Origin of the sequence: Allobosea sp. R86505 (genome assembly GCF_042466375.1) — a bacterium.
Taxonomy (GTDB): domain Bacteria; phylum Pseudomonadota; class Alphaproteobacteria; order Rhizobiales; family Beijerinckiaceae; genus Allobosea.
Genome location: NZ_JAXHPY010000001.1, coordinates 2,179,740 through 2,198,651 on the forward strand (window position 1 = coordinate 2,179,740; position 18,912 = coordinate 2,198,651).

Below are 18,912 nucleotides of genomic sequence, written 5' to 3' on the forward strand. Positions count from 1 at the left end.
AGTACGGGCGATCTGGTCTCACTCCGCCGCCGCCAGTCGCGTCCGCAGCGCGCCGATCTGGCCGGTGAGGCTGCGGGCCTCATCGGCGGTCAGCCCGGTTGCCTCGAGCACGCAGGGCGGGACGCGGCGGGCCTTGTCGAGCAGGGCGCGGCCATCGCCGGTCAGGCGCAGGCGGACCTGGCGTTCGTCGGCCGGGTCGCGGCTGCGCGAGACCAGCCCCGCCGCCTCCATCCGCTTCAGCAGCGGCGTCAGCGTGTTCGACTCGAGGAAGAGTTGCTCGCCGATCTCGCCGACGGTGCGGTCGTCGCGTTCCCACAGCGTCACCATCACCAGATATTGCGGGTAGGTCAGGCCGAGCTCGTCGAGCAGCGGCTTGTAGAGCCGGTTGAAGGCATGGCTGGCGGAATAGAGCGCGAAGCAGAGGAAGTCGTCGAGCTTCGGATCGGATGGCGGGGCAGGGGCGGTCATCGGCATCTCCTCGGGGTCGTCCTAAAATAATCGCACGCGATCCAATCGCAAGGGATTGACAGCTGGTCGAGTCGCTTATATTAAATCGCTCACGATCTAATCGATAACGATTTAAAGATCGGCCGACGGTCCTCCGCCGGGCCACCCGAACCAGAAGGAGACGATATCATGTCGAACCCCACCGAAGCCGCTGCCAACAGCCCCGCCCGCCGCGACCTGCTGACCGGCATCGCGCTCGCTGCCGTCACCGCCACCGCCGTGTCCCTGCCGAAGAGTGAGGCCGCCGCCCAGTCCACAAGCGCGAAGAAGACTGCCCCGCGCGGCCGCAAGCCGATCGTCGATGGCGACCATGTCGTGACCCGAGAAGGCGTCCGGCTGTACTTCAAGGACTGGGGCCCGAAGGACGGCCCGGTCGTGACGCTCAGCCATGGCTGGCCGCTGTCCTCCGACAGCTGGGAGAACCAGGCCTTCTTCCTCGCCAATAACGGCTTCCGGGTCATCAGCCACGACCGGCGCGGCCATGGCCGCTCCAGCCAGGTCTGGGACGGCAACGACATGGATCACTACGCCGACGATCTGGCGGAGGTGATCGAGGCGCTCGACCTGAAGAACGTTTCGGCCTTCGGCTTCTCCACCGGCGGCGGCGAGGTGGCGCGCTATGTCGGCCGCCACGGAACGGGTCGCGTCGCGAAGGTCGGCTTCATCGCCGCGGTGACGCCGATCATGCTGCGCAAGCCCTCAAACCCCGATGGCGTGCCGCTGGAGGTCTTCGACGGAATCCGCAAGGGCTTCCTCGCCGACCGTGGCCAGCTCTTCCGCGACATCGCGTCGGGCCCATTCTTCGGCTACAACCGCCCCGGCGCCAAGGCGAGCCAGGGCGCGATCGAGGCCTGGTATGCGCAGGGCATGCAGGCCGGCTTCAAGAACACCTATGACTCGATCAGGGCGTTCTCGGAGACCGATTTCGTCGCGGATCTGAAGAAGGTCGACCGGCCGACGCTGATCGTCCATGGCGACGACGACCAGATCGTCCCGATCGAGGCGACCGCGCGCGCCGTGAAGCGGCTGCTGCCGAGCGCGATCCTGAAGGTCTATGAGGGCGCACCGCACGGCCTCTCCGAGACCCACAAGGACCGCCTGAACCAGGACATGCTCGCCTTCCTCAAGGCCTGAGCAGCCTCAAGCGAACCGAAGGAAGCGGGGGCGCTGGCGCCCCCGCAGCCGTTTCCGCTTCAGACCGCCGCCGCCAGCCGCTTCATCGCCCCCTCGAGGCCGCCGACGAGGATCTTCTCGTCGACCGCCTTGATGTCGCGCAGGCCGCAGAGCGCCATGGTGACGTCGAGTTCCTTGCGGATGATGTCGAGGCAGCGGGTGACGCCGGCTTCGCCCATCGCGCCCAGTCCATAGAGGAAGGCGCGGCCGATATAGGTGCCGTGGGCGCCGAGCGCGAGCGCCTTGATGACGTCCTGGCCCGAGCGGATGCCGCCGTCGAAATGCACCTCGATGCGGTTGCCGACCTGGTCGACGATGGCCGGCAGCGCCTCGATCGAGGAGAGCGCGCCGTCGAGCTGGCGGCCGCCATGGTTGGAGACGATCAGCGCGTCGGCACCGCTCTGGGCGGCCATCTCAGCATCTTCGGGATCGAGGATGCCCTTGATGATGAGCTTGCCGCCCCATTGGTCCTTGATCCGCTTGACGTCGTCCCAGTCGAGCTTCGGATCGAACTGGTCGGCTGTCCAGGAGGAGAGGGAAGACATGTCGGCGACGCCCGAGACATGGCCGACGATGTTGCCGAAGCTGCGCCGCGGCGTGTCGAGCATCTTCAGGCACCAGCGCGGCTTGAATGCCAGGTTGATCAGATTGGCGAGCGTCGGCTTCGGCGGGGCGGAGAGGCCGTTGCGGATGTCCTTGTGGCGCTGGCCGAGGATCTGCAGGTCGAGCGTCAGCACGAGCGCCGAGACGCCGGCGCGCTTGGCCCGCTCGATCAGCCGCGCGCTGAAATCGCGGTCCTTCATGACGTAGAGCTGGAACCAGAACGGGTTGCCGACATGGTTGGCGATGTCCTCGATCGAGCAGATGCTCATGGTCGAGAGGGTGAAGGGCACGCCCGCCTTGGCGGCGGCCTTGGCGGCGAGGATCTCGCCATCGGGATGCTGCATCCCGGTCATGCCGGTGGGGGCAAGCGCGACGGGCATCGCGACCTTCTCGCCGATCATGGTCGATTCCAGCGTGCGATCGGTCATGTCGACCGCGACGCGCTGGCGCAGCTTGACCTTGGCGAAGTCGGTTTCGTTGGCGCGGTAGGTGCCCTCCGTCCAGGCGCCGGAATCGGCGTAGTCGTAGAACATGCGCGGCACACGGCGCTTCGCCAGCAGGCGCAGATCTTCGATGGTCAGGGGCTGGGCCATGGTGTCGAGCCTCGTCGCGTTTTGGGCACCGTCGGCGTGACTGGCATGAGCCGCGACGGCGCGCAAGACCGGTGCCCTGCGACGCTCAGGACACGCCCCTGTAGCGCCCTGGCTTGTGGTTCATGCCGAGCACCGCATTGAGCACGAGCGTGCCGACCAGCGAGATCGCCAGCCGGTCAGGCGGCAGGACGAAGGCCGCGCCGAGAAAGATGGCCACATCGATGGCCAGCTGCACCCAGCCGGCGCGCCAGCCGCGCTTTTCCTGCAGGTAAAGGGCCAGGATGTTGACCCCGCCGATGGCGGTGCGGTGGCGGGCGAGCGCCAGCAGCCCCAACCCCATGATGCTGCCGCCGGCGAGCGCGGCATAAAGCGGCTGCACGCGGGCGATGTCGAGCCAGAGCGGCGTCGCCTGGACCAGCAGCGAGACCAGCCCGACCGCGACGAAGGTGCGCAGGGTGAAGGGCAGGCCCATGCGGCGGAAGGCGAGCCAGTAGAAGGGCAGGTTGACCGCCGAGAAGAGCAGGCCGAATTCGAGCCCGGTCGCATATTGCAGCAGCAGCGCGAGCCCCGCAGCGCCGCCGGTCATGATCATCGCCTTGGCGAAGAGGGCGATGCCGATCGAGACCATCAGCGTGCCCAGCAGGATCGCCAGAGCGTCCTCATAGAGCCGGTGCCGCTCCGTCGACGAGGCGAGGGGGGCGGTGGTCTGCGACATGGCGACGTGTCCGATTCAGGCGGCGTTCAGGCGGTTCTGGCGATGCAATGGGCGAGCCAGCGTGGGCAGAATTCCGCGCAGTTGAGCCGCCACGGTCCTTCCTGTAGGGCGGCGCTCGGTATTCGTCACCTGTCCCGCCGTCCGCCCCACCCGGTCTCCTGCCGAAAGATGCGCTTCATGATCCCGCGGCTCGCCGCCTCACTCCTCGTCCTCGGCCTCCTCCTGCCGGCGGCTCCGACCGTCGCCCCCGCCCAGACGACAGCCATCCCGACGGCGACGCCCGTCGCCTGGAAGACCGGGCGCGAGGCCACCGCGATCGAGCGGCGCATCGATGCGCTGCTGGCGCGGATGACGCTGGAGGAAAAGGTCGGCCAGCTGCATCTGTCGGGGCGCGGGGATCGCTTCGACATGAGCCAGGTCCGGTCCGGCCGCATGGGCGCGGTGATGAACTTCGTCGTCCCGGCCGAGGTGCTGGCGGTGCAGAAGGCGGTGCGCAAGAGCCGGCTGAGGATCCCGCTGATCATCGGGCTCGACGCCGTCCACGGCTTCTCGACCTATTTCCCGCTGCCGCTCGGCCAGGCCGCGAGCTGGAACCCGGCGCTGATCGAGCAGGCCGCCTACTGGACCGGCCGCGAGGCTTCCGCGGCCGGCATCAACTGGACCTTCGCGCCAATGGTCGACATGTCGCGCGACCCGCGCTGGGGCCGCGTGCTCGAGGGCGCGGGCGAGGATGTGCATCTGGCGTCCGTCGTCGCGGCGGCGCGCACGCGCGGCTACCAGCGCGGCGGGGTCGCGACCTCGGTCAAGCACTTCGTCGGCTATGGCGCGGGCGAGGCCGGGCGCGACTACAATTCGACCTGGATCCCGACGAGCCAGCTCTTCGACCTGCATCTGCCGCCCTTCAAGGCCTCCTTCGATGCGGGCTCGATGACCGCGATGGCGGCCTTCAACGCGCTGAACGGCATGCCGGCGACAGCCCATAAGGGCATGCTGACGGACTTGCTGCGCGGCCAATGGGGCTTCCGGGGCTTCGTCACCTCGGATTTCGGCTCGATCACTGAGTTGCGCCTGCACGGCATCGCCAGGGACGATGCCGAGGCCGCGCGCAAGGCGCTGCTCGCCGGCATCGACATGGACATGATGGGCGACGTCTACCACAAGCACCTCGCCGCCGAGGTGAATTCCGGGCGCGTGCCGGTGAAGGCTCTCGACGAGGCGGTGCGGCGGGTGTTGCGCGTCAAGTTCCATCTCGGCCTGTTCGACCGCCCCGATGTCGACCCCACGGCTGCGCCGGCGCTGATGCAGACGCAGGGCGCGCGCGATGTGGCGCTGCGGGCTGCGCAGGAAGGCGCGATGCTGGTCAAGAATGCCTGCGACATCCTGCCGATCCGGTCGTCGGTGAAGTCCATCGCGGTGATCGGGGCGATGGCGCGGCCCGAGGACGAGCGTGTCTGGACGGACCCGGCCGGCCTCGGCCGGCGCGTCGTACAGCCCCTGCCCGAGGCGCTGAAGGAGCGCCTGCCGGCGGATGTCTCGGTCACCTACGAGCCCGCCTTCACCAAGGCCTGCGGTACCGAGTTCGCCGACAAGGAGGCCGCGATCCGCGCCGCTGAGGCGAGCGATCTCGTGGTCGCCATGCTGGGCGAGGATTGCGAGTTCATGGGGGAGGGCGCCTCGCGCACCAAGCTCAACCTGCCGGGCGTGCAGCAGCCGCTGCTGGAAGCGCTGGTGGCCACCGGCAAGCCGGTCGTGCTGGTTCTGGCGACCGGGCGCCCGCTCGTCCTGACCTGGGCCGATGCCCATGTCGCGGCCATCCTGCAGACTTTCCATGGCGGCACGGAAGGGCGCACGGCCATCGCCGACATCCTGACCGGCAAGGTCAATCCGTCGGGCCGGGTGCCGATGAGCTTCCCGCGCTCGGTCGGGCAGATCCCGGTCTATTACGATCATCTGCCGACGGGGCGGCCGCAGACCATCCGGCAGCGCTATGAGTCGATCTTCATCGACGAGGCCAACGAGCCGCTCTACCCCTTCGGTCACGGCCTGTCCTACACCCGCTTCACCTATGCCAATGCGCGGGTCTCGAAGCCGAACCTGAGGCTGGACGGGGCCGTCGAGGTCTCGGTCGACGTCACCAATACCGGCCCGCGCGACGGGCAGGAGGTGGTACAACTCTATATTCGCCAGACGGTTGCGAGCCGCTCCCGGCCCGTGCGCCAGCTCAAGGCCTTCGACAAGCCGATGCTGCGCGCCGGCGAGACGCGGACGGTGACGTTCCGGCTCGAGGGCAGCCGCCTCGGTGCGCATGACGATGTGGGCCGCTACGTGGTCGAGCCTGGTCCGGTCGAGATATATCTGGGTGGCTCGTCGCAAACCTCGGTCATGACGCAGGTGATGTTGACCAAGTCTTGATCCGGGAGGCTTTAGCCGCTCGCGCTTTGCTCTCGACAAGCAAGCTTTTTCGGTCAATCCTTGTTGCTGCGGCTATCGGGGGACAATCATCTGCTGGCCGCTGCGACGCTTTGGCTTCAAAGGATGCGGCGATGGCGACCGGGACCGTCAAGTGGTTCAATACTGAGAAAGGCTTTGGCTTCATTCAGCCTTCGGATGGCGGCAAGGATGTGTTCGTTCACATCACTGCCGTTAAGGAAGCGGGGCTGATGACGCTGACCGAGGGGCAGAAAGTCTCGTTCGAACTCAAAACCGAACGCGGCAAGACGGCGGCGGGCTCGCTGCAACTGATGTGACCGGCTGGACTGGTTGACAGCGCCGGCTGCGAGCAGCATGCCGCCGGCGTGAAAGAAGCGCGCCCCATCGGCCGCGTCGCCGGCGTGTTCGCTGCGACGGGCACCCCTTCGTCGGGGCATGCGTTCGTGACGCAGGCTGTTGAGACGCTGGTTCTCGACGAAGCCGGCATTAGCGGCGACCTTCATGCCGGCTTGAGCCGTCGTTCCGGGCCGCGCGAGGCCTGGTTGCCGCGTGGCCTGACCCTTCGCAACGACCGACAGGTGTCGGTGCTCTGCCCCACCGAACTCGCCGCCATCGCCCGCGGGCTCGACCTGCCGGTGCTTCCGCCCGAATGGCTGGGCGGCAATCTTCTCGTCGAGGGTCTGGTGGCCTTGTCCGCGATCGCGCCGGGCAGCCGGCTCGCGATTGGCGGCGGCTGGGGCGGAACGGGCCGTTTCGACGGCAGCGCGGTCCTGCGGGTGGAGGCCTACAACCGGCCCTGCCGCAGGGCTGGGGCCGCGGTCGCCGCGGCGACGGGGCGCAGCGATCTCGCAGCCCGCTTCGTGAAGGCGGCCGCTGCGCTGCGCGGGCTCGTGCTGAGCGTCGATCTGCCCGGCACCGTTGCAGTGGACGATGCCGTCGTCGTGATCCCGCCTGTGACGGTGAGGGGCGCCGTGCGCTAGCGGGCGAAGCGCCGGGCTGCGGCGACGCAGGCCGCCACGGCGGCCGAAGCGGCGAGCATCGGCCAGGTGACCGTCTCGCCGAGCAGCAGCCCGGCCAGCGCGAGGCCGAAGAAGGGCTGCAGCAACTGCAACTGCCCGACCGCCGCGATGCCGCCCTGAGCGAGCCCGCGATACCAGAAGACGAAGCCGATCAGCATGCTGAAGAGCGAGACATAGGCGAGGCCGAGCCAGGCGGGCGTGCCCGTCGCCGCCAGATCGTCAGGGCGCAGCACCCATGCGGCGCCGGCTGTGACGGGGAGCGCCAGCAGCAGCGCCCAGGAAATCACCTGCCAGCCGCCGAGGCGGCGCGAGAGTCTCGCGCCCTCGGCATAGCCGAGCCCGCAGACGACAATCGCCGCGAGCATCAGCAGGTCTCCGGTCGGTGCGGCGGCGAAGCCCTGCGTCAGGGCGAAGCCGACGACCAGCGCGCTGCCGAGGCCCGACAGCAGCCAGAAGGCCGGGCGGAGCCGCTCGCCGCCGCGCAGTACGCCGAAGAGCGCGGTCGTAAGCGGCAGCAGCCCGATGAAGACGATCGAGTGCGCCGCGGTAACGTGCCGCAGCGCCAGCGCGGTCAGCAGAGGGAAGCCGATGACGACGCAGAGCGAGACGACCAGCAGCGGCATGAGGTCGGCCCGCAGCGGCCGCTTCTCGCCAAAGAGGAGCAGCAAGGCGAGCCCGAGCAGGCCTGCGATGGCGGCGCGGGCGAGCGTCAGGAAGACTGGGTCGAAATCGGCGACCGCGACCCGCGTCGCCGGCAGGGAGCCGGCGAAGATCACCACCCCGATCAGGCCGTTGATCCAGCCGCTGGTCCTGTCGTCGAGCATGGGCGAACTCCGATCGCGAAGCCGAAAGCAGAGCGCCGGGCCGGACCCGTTTCGCCAGAGACAGAACAGTACAATTGGGACAAACTGTCCTGATGACAGGATCAGGACAGGTTGAGAGGGTGCATGCGCTCGCCGGAGCGGAGGGGACCCGGGTGGGGGCGGTGATGGCCGCCATCCGGCAGCGCATTGCCGGCCGGATGCTGGCGCCGGGCGCGCGGCTGCCGTCGATCCGGGCCCTGGCCGGGACGATGGCGGTGTCGAAGTCCACGGTCGTGGAGGCCTATGACAGGCTCGCGGCTGAGGGGGTGATCGAGGCCCGCCGCGGCTCAGGATTCTATGTCGCCGGCCATGCGCCGCCGTTTTCGCCGGCCGATCTCGGGCCGCGGCTGGAGCGGGAGGTCGATCCGTTCTGGGTGTCGCGGCAGTCGCTCGACGCGGGCGAGGCGGTGCTGAAGCCGGGCTGCGGCTGGCTGCCGGCGGACTGGCTGCCGCAGGAGAGCCTGCGCCGGGCGCTGCGCGCGCTGTCCCGTGCCCCGGCCGAGACTCTCGCGGATTACGGCACGCCGCTGGGGCTTGCGCCGCTGCGGCAGTTGCTGTCGCGCCGGCTGGCGGGCCATGGCGTCGAGGCCGCGCCCGACCAGATCCTGCTGACCGAATCCGGCACGCAGGCGCTCGATCTCGTCTGCAGCCTCCTCGTCGAACCCGGCGATACCGTGCTGGTCGATGATCCCTGCTATTTCAACTTCCATGCCCTGCTGCGGGCCCATCGCGTGCGGATCGTCGGCGTTCCCTATGGGCCCAACGGGCCCGATCTCGCAGCCTTCGAGGAGGTTCTGGCCGAGCACCAGCCGCGGCTCTACGTCACCAATTCCGGCCTGCACAACCCGACCGGGGCGAGCCTCTCGCCGGTCGTCGCGCACCGCGTCCTCAAGCTGTCCGAGGCATCAGGACTGACCATCGTCGAGGACGACATCTTCGCCGATTTCGAGCCGGAGCCGGCGCCGCGTCTGGCGGCCTTCGACGGGCTGGAGCGGGTCGTCCAGATCGGCAGCTTCTCGAAGTCGCTCTCGGCCTCGGTGCGCTGCGGCTATATCGCCGCCCGGCGGGACTGGATCGAAGGGCTGATCGATCTGAAGATCGCCGCCTCCTTCGGGACGGGGCGGCTGGCCGCGGAACTGGTGCTGGGCGTGCTGACGGACGGCAGCTACCGCCGGCACATGGACGGGCTGCGGGCGAGGCTCGCGCGCGCCATGGGCGAAACCGCGGCGCGGCTGCGAGCGATCGGCATCGAGCCTTGGCTGGAGCCACGCGGCGGCATGTTCCTATGGTGCCGGCTGCCGGACGGCGTGGATTCCGCGGTCATCGCGCAGCGTTTGCTGGCGCAGGACATCGTTCTCGCGCCTGGCAATGTCTACAGCCTGTCGCAGAGTGCGGCCGGCTTCATGCGCTTCAACGTGGCGCAATCGGGCGATCCGCGGCTGTTCGAGGCGCTGCGGGGGATGACGCTGGCCGCCCCGGGAGCAGAATGATCTTGCGTCCCGGCAGGAGGTGACATAAACATATCTTTATATCTTTTTGGATACTGTTGCGGAGTTCCCGATTGCGCCTGCCGACCACGCTCGCTTCCGACGTCCTGCTCGCTGCGCTGCGCGCCGCGGGGGAGGAGACGCGGCTGCGCATCCTGGCGCTGCTGTCGGAAGGCGAGTTGTCGGTCTCCGACCTGACCGACATCCTCGGGCAGTCGCAGCCGCGGATCTCGCGCCATCTCAAGCTGCTGGCCGAGGCGGGGCTGGTGCGGCGCGCGCGTGAGGGCGCCTGGGCCTTCTTTCGTCTGGACGAAACCGGCGCCGGCGGGGCGTTCGCGGCCTCGCTCGCCGCCTGGCTCGACCGGTCGGACCCGGTGCTGGCGGCTGATCGCGAAAGGCTGGCCGCGGTTCGCGGCACGCGCGCGGAGGCCGCTCAATCCTATTTTGCCAGCGTCGCGCGCGACTGGGACCGGCTGCGCTCGCTGCATGTTCCCGACGAGGCGGTCGAGGCCGCTGTCGAAGCCGCCGTCGGGAAGGGCACGCCCGGCAGTCTGCTCGACCTCGGCACCGGGACGGGGCGGATGCTCGAGCGCATCGCGCCGAAGTTCGGACGGGCGGTCGGCGTCGACGCCAACCACGCCATGCTCGCCGTGGCGCGTGCCAATCTCGAGAAGGCGGGCCTGGCGCGGGTCGAACTGCGGCAGGGCGATATCTATGCGCTGCCGTTCCCGCGCGGCAGCTTCGATCTCGTGGTGATCCACCAGGTGCTGCACTTCCTCGACGATCCCGGCCGCGCCGTGCGCGAGGCGGCCGCGATGCTGGCGCCGGGCGGGCGGCTGATCGTGGTCGATTTCGCGCCGCACGAGATGGAGTTCCTGCGGACCGAGCATGCCCATCGCCGGCTCGGCTTCTCGCGCGCCCAGATCGCCGGCTGGTTTGCCGAGAGCGGGCTGGCCTGCGATCTCTCCGAAGAAATCAAGCTGGCCGGCGGCGGCTCCGGCCAGTTGCCGGTCATGCTGTGGCGGGGCTGCGACCGGCGCGTGCAGTCCGACCCGATGCCGCGACAGACCAATCTAGAGGTAGCCTGATGAACGCGTTCCGCCCGAGCCGGCATGGCTCCCGCCGCCCGAAGATTTCTTTCGAGTTCTTCCCGCCCAAGACGGCTGAGATGGAGGTCTCGCTCTGGGAGAGCGTGCGCCGACTCGAGCCGCTGGGGCCGTCCTTCGTCTCGGTGACCTATGGCGCCGGCGGCTCGACGCGCGAACGCACCCACGCCACCGTCAAGCGCATGGTCGAGGAGACCGGCCTGAAGCCGGCGGCGCATCTCACCTGCGTCTCCGCCTCCCGCGACGAGGTCGACGAGGTCATCCGCGGCTATTGGGAGGCCGGCGTGCGCCATGTCGTGGCGCTGCGCGGCGATCCGGCGGGAGGGCTCGGCACGGTCTACGAGCCGCATCCGCAGGGCTATCACCAGACCTCGGATCTGGTGGCGGGCCTGAAGCGCATCGGCGATTTCGAGGTTACGGTTTCGGCCTATCCGGAGAAGCATCCGGAAGCGGCCTCGCTGGAGGCCGACATCGACGCGCTGAAGATGAAGGTCGATGCCGGGGCGACGCGCGCCATCACCCAGTTCTTCTTCGATAACGACGTCTATTTCCGCTATCTCGACAAGGTCCGTGCCGCCGGGATCGACATCCCGATCCTGCCCGGCATCGTGCCCGTCCAGAACTTCAAGCAGACCGCCAATTTCGCCCGCAAGACGGGAGCGAGCGTGCCGCAATGGCTCGCCGATCGATTTGAGGGTCTGGAGGAGGATGCCGCGACGCGCCGGCTCGTCGCGGCAGCGGTCTGCGCCGAGCAGGTGCTGGACCTGATCGACCGCGGCGTCGGCGACCTGCACTTCTACACGATGAATAAAGCCGATCTGGTCTATGCGATCTGCCATCTCGCCGGGGTGAAGCCTGAGAAGGTGGCAGCGCAGGCTGTGGCGGCGGAGTGATTTTTAACGAGCCCTCATCCTGAGGAGCCGCAACAGGCGGCGTCTCGAAGGATGGTCCAGGAAGCTCCGGAACCATCTGGAGCGTCCTTCGAGACGCACTTCTGCGAAGTGCTCCTCAGGATGAGGGCTGAGGATTGTTCGAGCTGATCCGGGTTCGATGAAAGCGTGACGATGTCAGACTTCCAGCCCACCCCCGTCGACGGCGCCGAGATCGAGCGCGCGCTGCGCCAATCCGCATCCGAGCGCATCCTGGTGCTCGACGGTGCCATGGGGACGCAGATCCAGAACCAGAAGTTCTCCGAAGCGGATTTCCGGGGCGAGCGCTTCAAGGGCTGGAACCACGATCTCAAAGGCAACAACGACCTGCTGGTGCTGACCCAGCCGGACGCGATCCGCGACATCCACCTCGCCTATTTCACGGCGGGTGCCGACATCGTCGAGACCAACACCTTTTCCTCGACCCAGATCGCCCAGGCCGATTACGGCATGGAGGCGCTGGCCTATGAGCTGAACGTGGTGTCGGCGAAGCTCGCCCGCGAAGCTGCGGCGATCGCGCAGAAGGCCGATGGCCGCCGCCGCTATGTCGCCGGCGCGATCGGCCCGACCAACCGCACGCTGTCGATCTCGCCGGACGTCAACAACCCCGGCTTCCGGGCTGTGACCTTCGACCAGGTGCGCGACTCCTATGCCGAGCAGGTGCGCGGGCTGATCGACGGCGGGTCCGAGATCATCCTGGTCGAGACAATCTTCGACACCCTCAACGCCAAGGCGGCGATCGTCGCGATCGAGAACGTCTATCGCGAGCGTGGCATCCGTCTCCCGGTGATGATCTCCGGCACGATCACCGACCTGTCCGGGCGCACGCTGTCGGGCCAGACGACGGAAGCCTTCTGGAACGCGGTGCGCCATGCCGCGCCGCTGACGATAGGCCTCAACTGCGCGCTCGGCGCGCGCGAGATGCGCGCCCATATCAAGGACCTGTCGCGCGTCGCCGACACGCTGATCTGCGCCTATCCGAACGCCGGCCTGCCCAACGAATTCGGGATGTATGACGAGAGCCCCGAGGCGACGGCGGCCATGCTGGCCGAATTCGCCGATGCCGGCCTCGTCAATGTCGTCGGTGGTTGCTGCGGCACGACGCCGGGGCATATCGCGGCGATCGCGCAGGCGGTGGCCGGCAAGGCGCCGCGCCAGGTGCCGGAGATCAAGCGCTATCTTCGACTCGCCGGTCTGGAGCCCTTCACGCTCGACGAGACGATCCCCTTCGTCAATGTCGGCGAGCGCACCAACGTCACCGGCTCGGCCAAGTTCCGCAAGCTGATCACCAATGGCGACTATGCCGCGGCGCTCGACGTCGCCCGCGACCAGGTCGCCAATGGCGCGCAGGTCATCGACATCAACATGGACGAGGGCCTGCTCGACTCGCAGGCCGCGATGACCGAGTTCTGCAACCTCGTCGCCTCGGAGCCGGACATCTCGCGCGTGCCGATCATGGTCGACTCGTCGAAGTTCCCGGTGATCGAGGCCGGCCTGAAGACGATCCAGGGCAAGCCGATCGTCAACTCGATTTCGATGAAGGAGGGCGAGGAGGCCTTCCTGGAGCAGGCCCGGATCTGCCGCAATTACGGCGCGGCCGTGGTGGTGATGGCCTTCGACGAGACCGGCCAGGCCGATACCTACCAGCGCAAGATCGAGATCTGCACGCGCGCCTACAAGCTCCTGACCGAGCAGATCGGCTTCCCGCCCGAGGACATCATCTTCGACCCCAACGTCTTCGCCGTGGCGACGGGCATCGAGGAGCACGACAACTACGGCAACGACTTCATCGAGGCGACCAAGACGATCCGCGAGACCCTGCCGCACGCCCATATCTCGGGCGGCGTCTCGAACCTGTCCTTCTCGTTCCGCGGCAACGAGAAGGTCCGCGAGGCGATGCACTCGGTCTTCCTCTACCACGCCATCAAGGTCGGCATGGATATGGGCATCGTCAATGCGGGCCAGCTCGGCTCCTATGACGATCTCGACCCCGAGCTGCGCGAGCTCTGCGAGGATGTCGTCCTCAACCGCCGCAAGGACGCGACCGAGCGGCTGCTCGATGCGGCGCCGCGCTTCAAGGGCGACGGCTCGGTGTCCTTCTCCGGCAAGGACATGGCCTGGCGCGAGAACCCGGTCGAAAAGCGGCTGGAATATGCGCTGGTCAACGGCATCACCGCCTTCATCGACGTCGATGTCGAGGAGGCGCGCCAGCAGGCGGAGAAGCCGCTGCATGTGATCGAAGGCCCGCTGATGGCCGGCATGAACGTCGTCGGCGACCTGTTCGGCGCGGGCAAGATGTTCCTGCCGCAGGTGGTGAAGTCGGCCCGCGTGATGAAGCAGGCGGTCGCCTATCTGATGCCCTTCATGGAGGAGGAGAAGCGCCTCAACGGCGGTTCGCAGCGCTCGGCCGCCGGCAAGGTGCTGATGGCGACGGTGAAGGGCGATGTCCACGACATCGGCAAGAACATCGTCGGCGTCGTGCTCCAGTGCAACAATTACGAGGTCATCGATCTCGGCGTCATGGTGCCGACCCAGAAGATCCTCGACGTCGCGCGCAAGGAGAAGGTCGACATCATCGGTCTGTCGGGGCTGATCACGCCCTCGCTCGACGAGATGGTGACGGTCGCCTCCGAGATGGAGCGCGAGGGTTTCGACATTCCCCTGCTGATCGGCGGGGCGACGACTAGCCGCGTCCACACCGCCGTGAAGATCCACCCGGCCTATGAGAAGGGCCAGACGGTCTATGTCACCGACGCCTCGCGGGCGGTCGGCGTGGTGTCGAGCCTGCTGTCGCGCGATCAGAAGCCGGCCTATGTCGAAGGCATCCGGGCGGAATACGCCAAGGTGTCCGCCGCGCATCGCCGTTCGGAGGCCGACAAGCAGCGGCTGCCGCTGGCCAAGGCCCGCGCCAACGCCTTCAAGGCCGACTGGAGCGCCTATCAGCCGCCCAAGCCCAGCTTCCTGGGGACGCGGACCTTCCGCACCTATGATCTCGCCGACCTCGTCCCGCTGATCGACTGGACCCCCTTTTTCCAGACCTGGGAGATGAAGGGGCGCTTCCCCGCCATCCTCGAGGACGAGAAGCAGGGCCCGGCGGCGCGCGCGCTGTGGGACGATGCGCAGGCGATGCTGAAGCGCATCGTCGAGGAGCGCTGGTTCAACCCGAAGGCGGTGATCGGCTTCTGGCCGGCCAATGCGGTCGGCGACGACATCGCGCTCTACACCGGCGAAAGCCGGGCGGAGCGGCTGGCGACGCTGCACGGCCTGCGTCAGCAGCTCTCCAAGCGCGACGGCAAGCCGAACATGTGCATCGCGGATTTCGTCGCGCCGGAAGGCATCGACCGGCCCGACTATATCGGTGCCTTCGTGGTGACGGCCGGCGCCGAGGAAGAGCGCATTTCCGAGCGGTTCGCGCGCGACAACGACGATTACCGTTCGATCATGGTCAAGGCGCTGGCGGACCGCTTCGCCGAGGCCTTCGCCGAGCGCATGCACCAGCTCGTGCGCAGGGACTATTGGGGCTACGCGCCCGATGAGAGCCTCGCCAACGAGGACCTGATCCGCGAGGAGTATCGCGGCATCCGCCCGGCGCCGGGCTATCCCGCCCAGCCCGACCACACCGAGAAGGCGACCCTGTTCGAGCTGCTGAAGGCGGAGTCGCGCGTCGGCGTGAAGCTGACCGAGAGCTTCGCGATGTGGCCCGGCTCCTCCGTGTCGGGGCTCTATCTCGCCCATCCCGACGCCTATTACTTCGGCGTCGCCAAGGTCGAGCGCGACCAGGTCGAGGACTATGCCGCCCGCAAGGGCATGCCGATCCACGAGGTCGAGCGCTGGCTGGCGCCGATCCTCAACTACGAGCCTGCGAGCTACCGTCTCGAGGCGGCGGAGTAGGGCTCCCGGCTGTCGCGGGTTTCACAGTCCGCTCTTGTTGAATGAGGGCGTGGCGGCGTATAGCCCCGCAGGGGCCGTCTGGCCCGACCTCATAAACGGAACGGACCTGACATGGCTGACGACGACTACGTCTATGACGAGGTGACGGGCGAGTGGCGCCCGGCCTCCGAGATGGCTGCGGCGGCCGCGCCGGACGGCGTCGTCGTGCGCGATGCCGCCGGCAACACGCTGGCCGATGGCGATTCCGTCGTCCTGATCAAGGACCTGAAGGTCAAGGGCGCCGGCCAGACGCTGAAGCAGGGCACGGTCATCCGCTCGATCCGCCTCACCGACGATCCCGAGGAGATCGACTGCCGTCACGAGACCATCCGCGGCCTCGTTCTGCGCACCGAGTTCGTCCGCAAGCGCGGATGACCGCAGCCTCGCCCGTGATCCGCAAGGCGAAGCCGGCCGACCAGCCGCGCATCCATGCGATCCGCATGGGCGTCCTTGAGAATGTGCTGTCGGATCCCTCGCGGGTGACCGAGGCCGAGGTCGCCTGGTATTGCGACCAGGCGATTTTCCTGGTGTCGGAAGCCGATGGCGAGATCGCCGGCTTCACCTGCGCCAATCCCCAGACGGGGCTAATCTGGGCGCTGTTCGTAGATCCGGCCCATGAGGGGCAGGGCCATGGCCGCGCGCTGCTCGATGCAGCGCTGGCCGCGCTGGCGTCGGCCGGCATCGTTCAGGCCCATCTCACCACCGGCGCGGGGACGAGGGCGGAGCGCTTCTATCGCCGGCATGGCTGGCGCGAGACCGGTCGCTCGCTCGACGAGAACGTCGTTTTCGTCCGGCCGCTCGGCTGACCCGCGGCCGGCATTGCGCCGGCGCCATCCCGAGCCTGCGCGGCTGCAATCGCACGGCCATTGAAGCCGTCTCTGCGCTGCAACATCTTCACGCCACCCTACGGACCGTTCCTCAGGAGGCACCCATGACCCAGATCGCGATCGTTTTCCATTCCGGCTACGGCCATACGGCCAGGGTCGCCGAGCATGTCGCCAAGGGCGCGCGCGGCACGGGCGCCAGCGTCGATCTGGTCGCTATCGATGCCGACGGCAACCTGCCGGAGGCCGCCTGGGCCACGCTGAAGGCGGCGGATGCCATCGTCTTCGGCTCGCCGACCTATATGGGCACCGTCTCCTGGCAGTTCAAAAAGTTCGCCGACGCCTCCAGCAAGCCCTGGTACACGATGGACTGGAAGGGCAAGATCGCGGCCGGCTTCACCAATTCCGCGACGCTGAACGGCGACAAGGGCTCGACCATCGCCTATCTCGCTCTGCTCGCCGCCCAGCACAAGATGCTCTGGACCGGCACGGGCATGCATCCGTCCAACGCCAAGGCGAGCACCCGCGACGACCTCAACAATCTCGGTGGCTATCAGGGTCTGCTGGTGGTCTCGCCCTCCGATGCCGGCGTCGACGAGATGATCCCCGGCGATCTGAAGACGGCCGAGGCCTTCGGCGCCAATGTCGCCGACGTGGTCAGGAGCGTGAAGGGCTGAGCCCCTTCAGTTCGGTGCGCGCGGCCGGTACCGGCCGCGCGATCATGCCGTCAAAGACACGCACGCAGTTGCTGCCCGCCGCCCGCGCGACGTAAAGCGCGGAATCGGCCTCGGCGAAAAGCCGCTTCGGGTCGTCGCGGTGAGACGGCTTGAGCAGGGCCGCGCCGACCGACAGGCCGAGTTCGACCGCCCCGCTGCCGTGCGGGATTGGGCGGGCCAGCAGGCGATGGGCACTGCCGAGCGTGGCCTCGAGCATTCCAGCGGCGCCGATGCGCAGCAGGAGGGCGAATTCGGCCCCGCCGATCCGGGAGACGAGGATCGCATCGGGAAACTGCCGCGCGAGCCGCTCGCCCAGGCAGCGCAGACAGTCCAGCGCGCCGTCATGGTCGTGGCGGGCCCGGAGCGTCTCGAAATCGTCGATCGACAGCACGGCGAGGGCAAAGCCGTGCTGGCCATCGGCGTAGCGGCTGAGTTCGCGCGTGGCCTCCTCGAAGGCGCGCCGGTTCGTCAGCCCGCTCAGCGGGTCGTGACCCGCGACGGTGACAAGACCGTCCCACATCTTCTTTTCGGCCGTGACGTCCTGCTTGGAGCCGAAGACCCGGATCGCCCGGCCCTGGTCGAACCCGACACCGACGCGCAGGCGCATCCAGCGGCTGCGGCCGCCCGAGCGAAGCTGGCAATCCAGCACGAAGCCCTTGCCGCTGTGGATCGCGGCGGCCCGCTGACGATCCATCTCGCTGCGGCTCTGGCTCTGGTAGACGTCGAGCGTCATCGAGCGGTGCAATGTCAGGCCGCGCTGGATGCCGAACAGGTCGTAGACGCCGTCGGTCCAGGTCACGATTTCGGTCTTGATACCAACGGCCATCGCGGCTGACTCACGGGGGTCTTTTCGGCGGCTCGTTTCGCTGATTCCATGTGCGCGAGGAGGATTCGCGCCATGGCTGCTGCGGTGAAGCTTCGAACGGACTACTCGGCCCTCGACCTGCGTCGGCTTGCGGCGGGGTCGAGGCACGCCAACCAGAGCCGCCGGCTTCTGTCGCTGGCGGCGGTTCTCGACGGTATGGATCGGGAGCAGGCCGCGCGGATCGGCGGCATGGATCGCCAGACGCTGCGCGACTGGGTTCACCGGTTCAACGAAGGCGGCCCCGACGGGCTGAAGGACATTCGTTCCAAGGGACATCCGCCCAGGCTCTCGACCGATCAGCTCGCCGCCTTGGCGGCCATCGTCGAGACGGGCCCCGACCGGGCCGTCAATGGCGTGGTGCGCTGGCGGCGCATCGACCTGCAGAAGGTCGTTCGTGAGCGCTTCGGCGTTGATTATCACGAGCGCACGATCGGGAAGCTTCTGAAGCAGATCGGCTTTTCCCACATCAGCGCGCGCCCGCACCACCCGGCGCAGGACGCGCGCGTGATCGAGGCGTTCAAAAAAACTTCGCGGTGACGCTGGGGGCCCATCTCGCCCATGTGCCGAAGCGCAAGCCGATCGAACTCTGGTTCCAGGACGAAGCCCGCATCGGCCAGAAGAACGGCCTGGTCCGGCAATGGGCCAGGCGCGGAACCAGGCCGCGCCAGCCCGCCGACCAGCGCTACGAGAGCGCCTATCTGTTCGGGGCGATCTGCCCGGCCCGCGGCGTCGGCGCGGCGCTCGCCATGCCCTTCGCCGATACCCACGCCATGCAGGCCCATCTCGACGAGATCGCCAGGACGGTCGCGAAGGGCGCCCATGCCGTCCTACTGCTCGATCGCGCCGGATGGCACACCACGGCCAAGCTCGTCGTGCCGAAAAACATCTCGCTGATCTTCCTGCCCTCGCGCTCGCCCGAACTGAACCCGGTCGAGAACATCTGGCAGTATCTGCGCGCGAACTGGCTCTCAAACCGCGTCTTCGACACCTACGACGACATCATCGACGCCGCCTGCGACGCGTGGAACCGCCTCGTCGATCAGCCCAGGACCATCACATCCATCGGGAGGCGTGAATGGGCGCATATCGGTCAGGAATGAGGGCCGTTGGTATGAGATCGCATGACCACGCGCCGCCCGGTCCCGAAAGGGC

At 68.0% G+C, this 18,912-nt stretch carries 17 protein-coding genes; 12 read left to right on the plus strand and 5 right to left on the minus strand.

Features of this window, described 5'->3' with window-relative positions; all coding sequences use genetic code 11:
* Positions 1-18: 18 nt before the first annotated feature.
* A complete protein-coding gene (locus SJY11_RS10530; RefSeq protein ID WP_376986543.1) occupies positions 19-468 on the minus strand; it encodes a MarR family winged helix-turn-helix transcriptional regulator in 450 nt (149 codons plus the stop codon).
* Between the two features lie 168 nt (positions 469-636).
* On the opposite strand from SJY11_RS10530, the gene SJY11_RS10535 reads away from it, so the two are divergent.
* The gene (locus tag SJY11_RS10535; RefSeq protein WP_376986544.1) at positions 637-1,641 is read left to right on the plus strand and encodes an alpha/beta fold hydrolase; all 1,005 of its coding nucleotides are present in this window, start codon (positions 637-639) and stop codon (positions 1,639-1,641) included.
* A 59-nt stretch (positions 1,642-1,700) separates the two neighbouring features.
* Here SJY11_RS10535 and SJY11_RS10540 read toward each other — a convergent pair whose 3' ends face one another.
* Together SJY11_RS10540 and SJY11_RS10545 are read right to left on the minus strand one after the other, a co-directional pair.
* Positions 1,701-2,876: an alpha-hydroxy acid oxidase gene (locus tag SJY11_RS10540; protein WP_376986545.1), complete on the minus strand. Its 1,176-nt coding sequence runs from the start codon at positions 2,874-2,876 to the stop codon at positions 1,701-1,703.
* 85 nt (positions 2,877-2,961) lie between these two features.
* Entirely contained in the window at positions 2,962-3,591 is a 630-nt protein-coding gene (locus tag SJY11_RS10545; protein WP_376986546.1) for a DUF6198 family protein, read from the minus strand.
* A 177-nt stretch (positions 3,592-3,768) separates the two neighbouring features.
* Between SJY11_RS10545 and SJY11_RS10550 the strand changes: the two genes are divergently transcribed.
* The 3 genes from SJY11_RS10550 (at position 3,769) to SJY11_RS10560 (ending at position 7,001) form a co-directional block, all read left to right on the plus strand.
* On the plus strand, positions 3,769-6,003 hold the full coding sequence (locus SJY11_RS10550) for a glycoside hydrolase family 3 N-terminal domain-containing protein (RefSeq protein ID WP_376986547.1): 2,235 nt from the start codon (positions 3,769-3,771) through the stop codon (positions 6,001-6,003).
* Between the two features lie 131 nt (positions 6,004-6,134).
* Positions 6,135-6,338 carry a cold-shock protein gene (locus SJY11_RS10555; RefSeq protein WP_069055881.1) on the plus strand — a complete coding sequence of 68 codons (204 nt, stop codon included), beginning with the start codon at positions 6,135-6,137 and terminating at the stop codon, positions 6,336-6,338.
* A 126-nt stretch (positions 6,339-6,464) separates the two neighbouring features.
* Complete coding sequence (locus SJY11_RS10560; protein ID WP_376986548.1) at positions 6,465-7,001, plus strand: MOSC domain-containing protein; 537 nt, start codon at positions 6,465-6,467, stop codon at positions 6,999-7,001.
* On the opposite strand, the gene SJY11_RS10565 is transcribed toward SJY11_RS10560, so the two are convergent.
* A complete protein-coding gene (locus SJY11_RS10565) occupies positions 6,998-7,864 on the minus strand; it encodes a DMT family transporter (RefSeq protein ID WP_376986550.1) in 867 nt (288 codons plus the stop codon). The two genes, SJY11_RS10560 and SJY11_RS10565, sit on opposite strands and share 4 nt — an antisense overlap.
* 92 nt (positions 7,865-7,956) lie before the next feature.
* Here SJY11_RS10565 and SJY11_RS10570 point away from each other — a divergent pair, with 92 nt between their 5' ends.
* The 7 genes from SJY11_RS10570 to SJY11_RS10600 all read left to right on the plus strand — a co-directional run bounded on the left by SJY11_RS10570 (position 7,957) and on the right by SJY11_RS10600 (position 16,856).
* On the plus strand, positions 7,957-9,393 hold the full coding sequence (locus SJY11_RS10570) for an aminotransferase-like domain-containing protein (protein ID WP_376986551.1): 1,437 nt from the start codon (positions 7,957-7,959) through the stop codon (positions 9,391-9,393).
* A gap of 71 nt (positions 9,394-9,464) precedes the next feature.
* Positions 9,465-10,478 carry an ArsR/SmtB family transcription factor gene (locus tag SJY11_RS10575; RefSeq protein ID WP_376986552.1) on the plus strand — a complete coding sequence of 338 codons (1,014 nt, stop codon included), beginning with the start codon at positions 9,465-9,467 and terminating at the stop codon, positions 10,476-10,478.
* Positions 10,478-11,389: a methylenetetrahydrofolate reductase [NAD(P)H] gene (metF, locus tag SJY11_RS10580; protein ID WP_376986553.1), complete on the plus strand. Its 912-nt coding sequence runs from the start codon at positions 10,478-10,480 to the stop codon at positions 11,387-11,389. Before SJY11_RS10575 ends, metF begins: the two co-directional genes overlap by 1 nt.
* Before the next feature lie 171 nt (positions 11,390-11,560).
* Complete coding sequence (metH, locus tag SJY11_RS10585) at positions 11,561-15,316, plus strand: methionine synthase (protein ID WP_376986555.1); 3,756 nt, start codon at positions 11,561-11,563, stop codon at positions 15,314-15,316.
* Between the two features lie 111 nt (positions 15,317-15,427).
* Positions 15,428-15,730, plus strand: coding sequence for an alkylphosphonate utilization protein (locus tag SJY11_RS10590; RefSeq protein ID WP_376986556.1), 303 nt, complete (start codon positions 15,428-15,430; stop codon positions 15,728-15,730).
* Positions 15,727-16,161 carry a GNAT family N-acetyltransferase gene (locus tag SJY11_RS10595; protein ID WP_376986557.1) on the plus strand — a complete coding sequence of 145 codons (435 nt, stop codon included), beginning with the start codon at positions 15,727-15,729 and terminating at the stop codon, positions 16,159-16,161. Before SJY11_RS10590 ends, SJY11_RS10595 begins: the two co-directional genes overlap by 4 nt.
* Before the next feature lie 125 nt (positions 16,162-16,286).
* Positions 16,287-16,856: a flavodoxin family protein gene (locus SJY11_RS10600; RefSeq protein ID WP_376986558.1), complete on the plus strand. Its 570-nt coding sequence runs from the start codon at positions 16,287-16,289 to the stop codon at positions 16,854-16,856.
* On the opposite strand, the gene SJY11_RS10605 is transcribed toward SJY11_RS10600, so the two are convergent.
* On the minus strand, positions 16,837-17,721 hold the full coding sequence (locus SJY11_RS10605) for a GGDEF domain-containing protein (protein WP_376986559.1): 885 nt from the start codon (positions 17,719-17,721) through the stop codon (positions 16,837-16,839). The two genes, SJY11_RS10600 and SJY11_RS10605, sit on opposite strands and share 20 nt — an antisense overlap.
* Before the next feature lie 72 nt (positions 17,722-17,793).
* Here SJY11_RS10605 and SJY11_RS10610 point away from each other — a divergent pair.
* Positions 17,794-18,860, plus strand: a protein-coding gene (locus SJY11_RS10610) for an IS630 family transposase (RefSeq protein ID WP_376984777.1) whose coding sequence is annotated in 2 segments (ribosomal slippage) — positions 17,794-18,280 and positions 18,280-18,860 — 1,068 coding nt in all. Because the reading frame shifts where the segments join, the coding sequence is not laid out codon by codon here.
* The last annotated feature ends 52 nt before the right edge of the window (positions 18,861-18,912 follow it).

Bases quoted from the DNA above. Each gene is read 5' to 3' on its own strand.
- SJY11_RS10530 (WP_376986543.1), bottom strand. From the start codon at position 468: ATGACCGCCCCTGCCCCGCCATCCGATCCGAAGCTCGACGACTTCCTC.
- SJY11_RS10535 (WP_376986544.1), top strand. From the start codon at position 637: ATGTCGAACCCCACCGAAGCCGCTGCCAACAGCCCCGCCCGCCGCGAC.
- SJY11_RS10540 (WP_376986545.1), bottom strand. From the start codon at position 2,876: ATGGCCCAGCCCCTGACCATCGAAGATCTGCGCCTGCTGGCGAAGCGC.
- SJY11_RS10545 (WP_376986546.1), bottom strand. From the start codon at position 3,591: ATGTCGCAGACCACCGCCCCCCTCGCCTCGTCGACGGAGCGGCACCGG.
- SJY11_RS10550 (WP_376986547.1), top strand. From the start codon at position 3,769: ATGATCCCGCGGCTCGCCGCCTCACTCCTCGTCCTCGGCCTCCTCCTG.
- SJY11_RS10555 (WP_069055881.1), top strand. From the start codon at position 6,135: ATGGCGACCGGGACCGTCAAGTGGTTCAATACTGAGAAAGGCTTTGGC.
- SJY11_RS10565 (WP_376986550.1), bottom strand. From the start codon at position 7,864: ATGCTCGACGACAGGACCAGCGGCTGGATCAACGGCCTGATCGGGGTG.
- SJY11_RS10570 (WP_376986551.1), top strand. From the start codon at position 7,957: ATGACAGGATCAGGACAGGTTGAGAGGGTGCATGCGCTCGCCGGAGCG.
- metF (WP_376986553.1), top strand. From the start codon at position 10,478: ATGAACGCGTTCCGCCCGAGCCGGCATGGCTCCCGCCGCCCGAAGATT.
- metH (WP_376986555.1), top strand. From the start codon at position 11,561: ATGTCAGACTTCCAGCCCACCCCCGTCGACGGCGCCGAGATCGAGCGC.
- SJY11_RS10590 (WP_376986556.1), top strand. From the start codon at position 15,428: ATGGCTGACGACGACTACGTCTATGACGAGGTGACGGGCGAGTGGCGC.
- SJY11_RS10595 (WP_376986557.1), top strand. From the start codon at position 15,727: ATGACCGCAGCCTCGCCCGTGATCCGCAAGGCGAAGCCGGCCGACCAG.
- SJY11_RS10600 (WP_376986558.1), top strand. From the start codon at position 16,287: ATGACCCAGATCGCGATCGTTTTCCATTCCGGCTACGGCCATACGGCC.
- SJY11_RS10605 (WP_376986559.1), bottom strand. From the start codon at position 17,721: ATGGCCGTTGGTATCAAGACCGAAATCGTGACCTGGACCGACGGCGTC.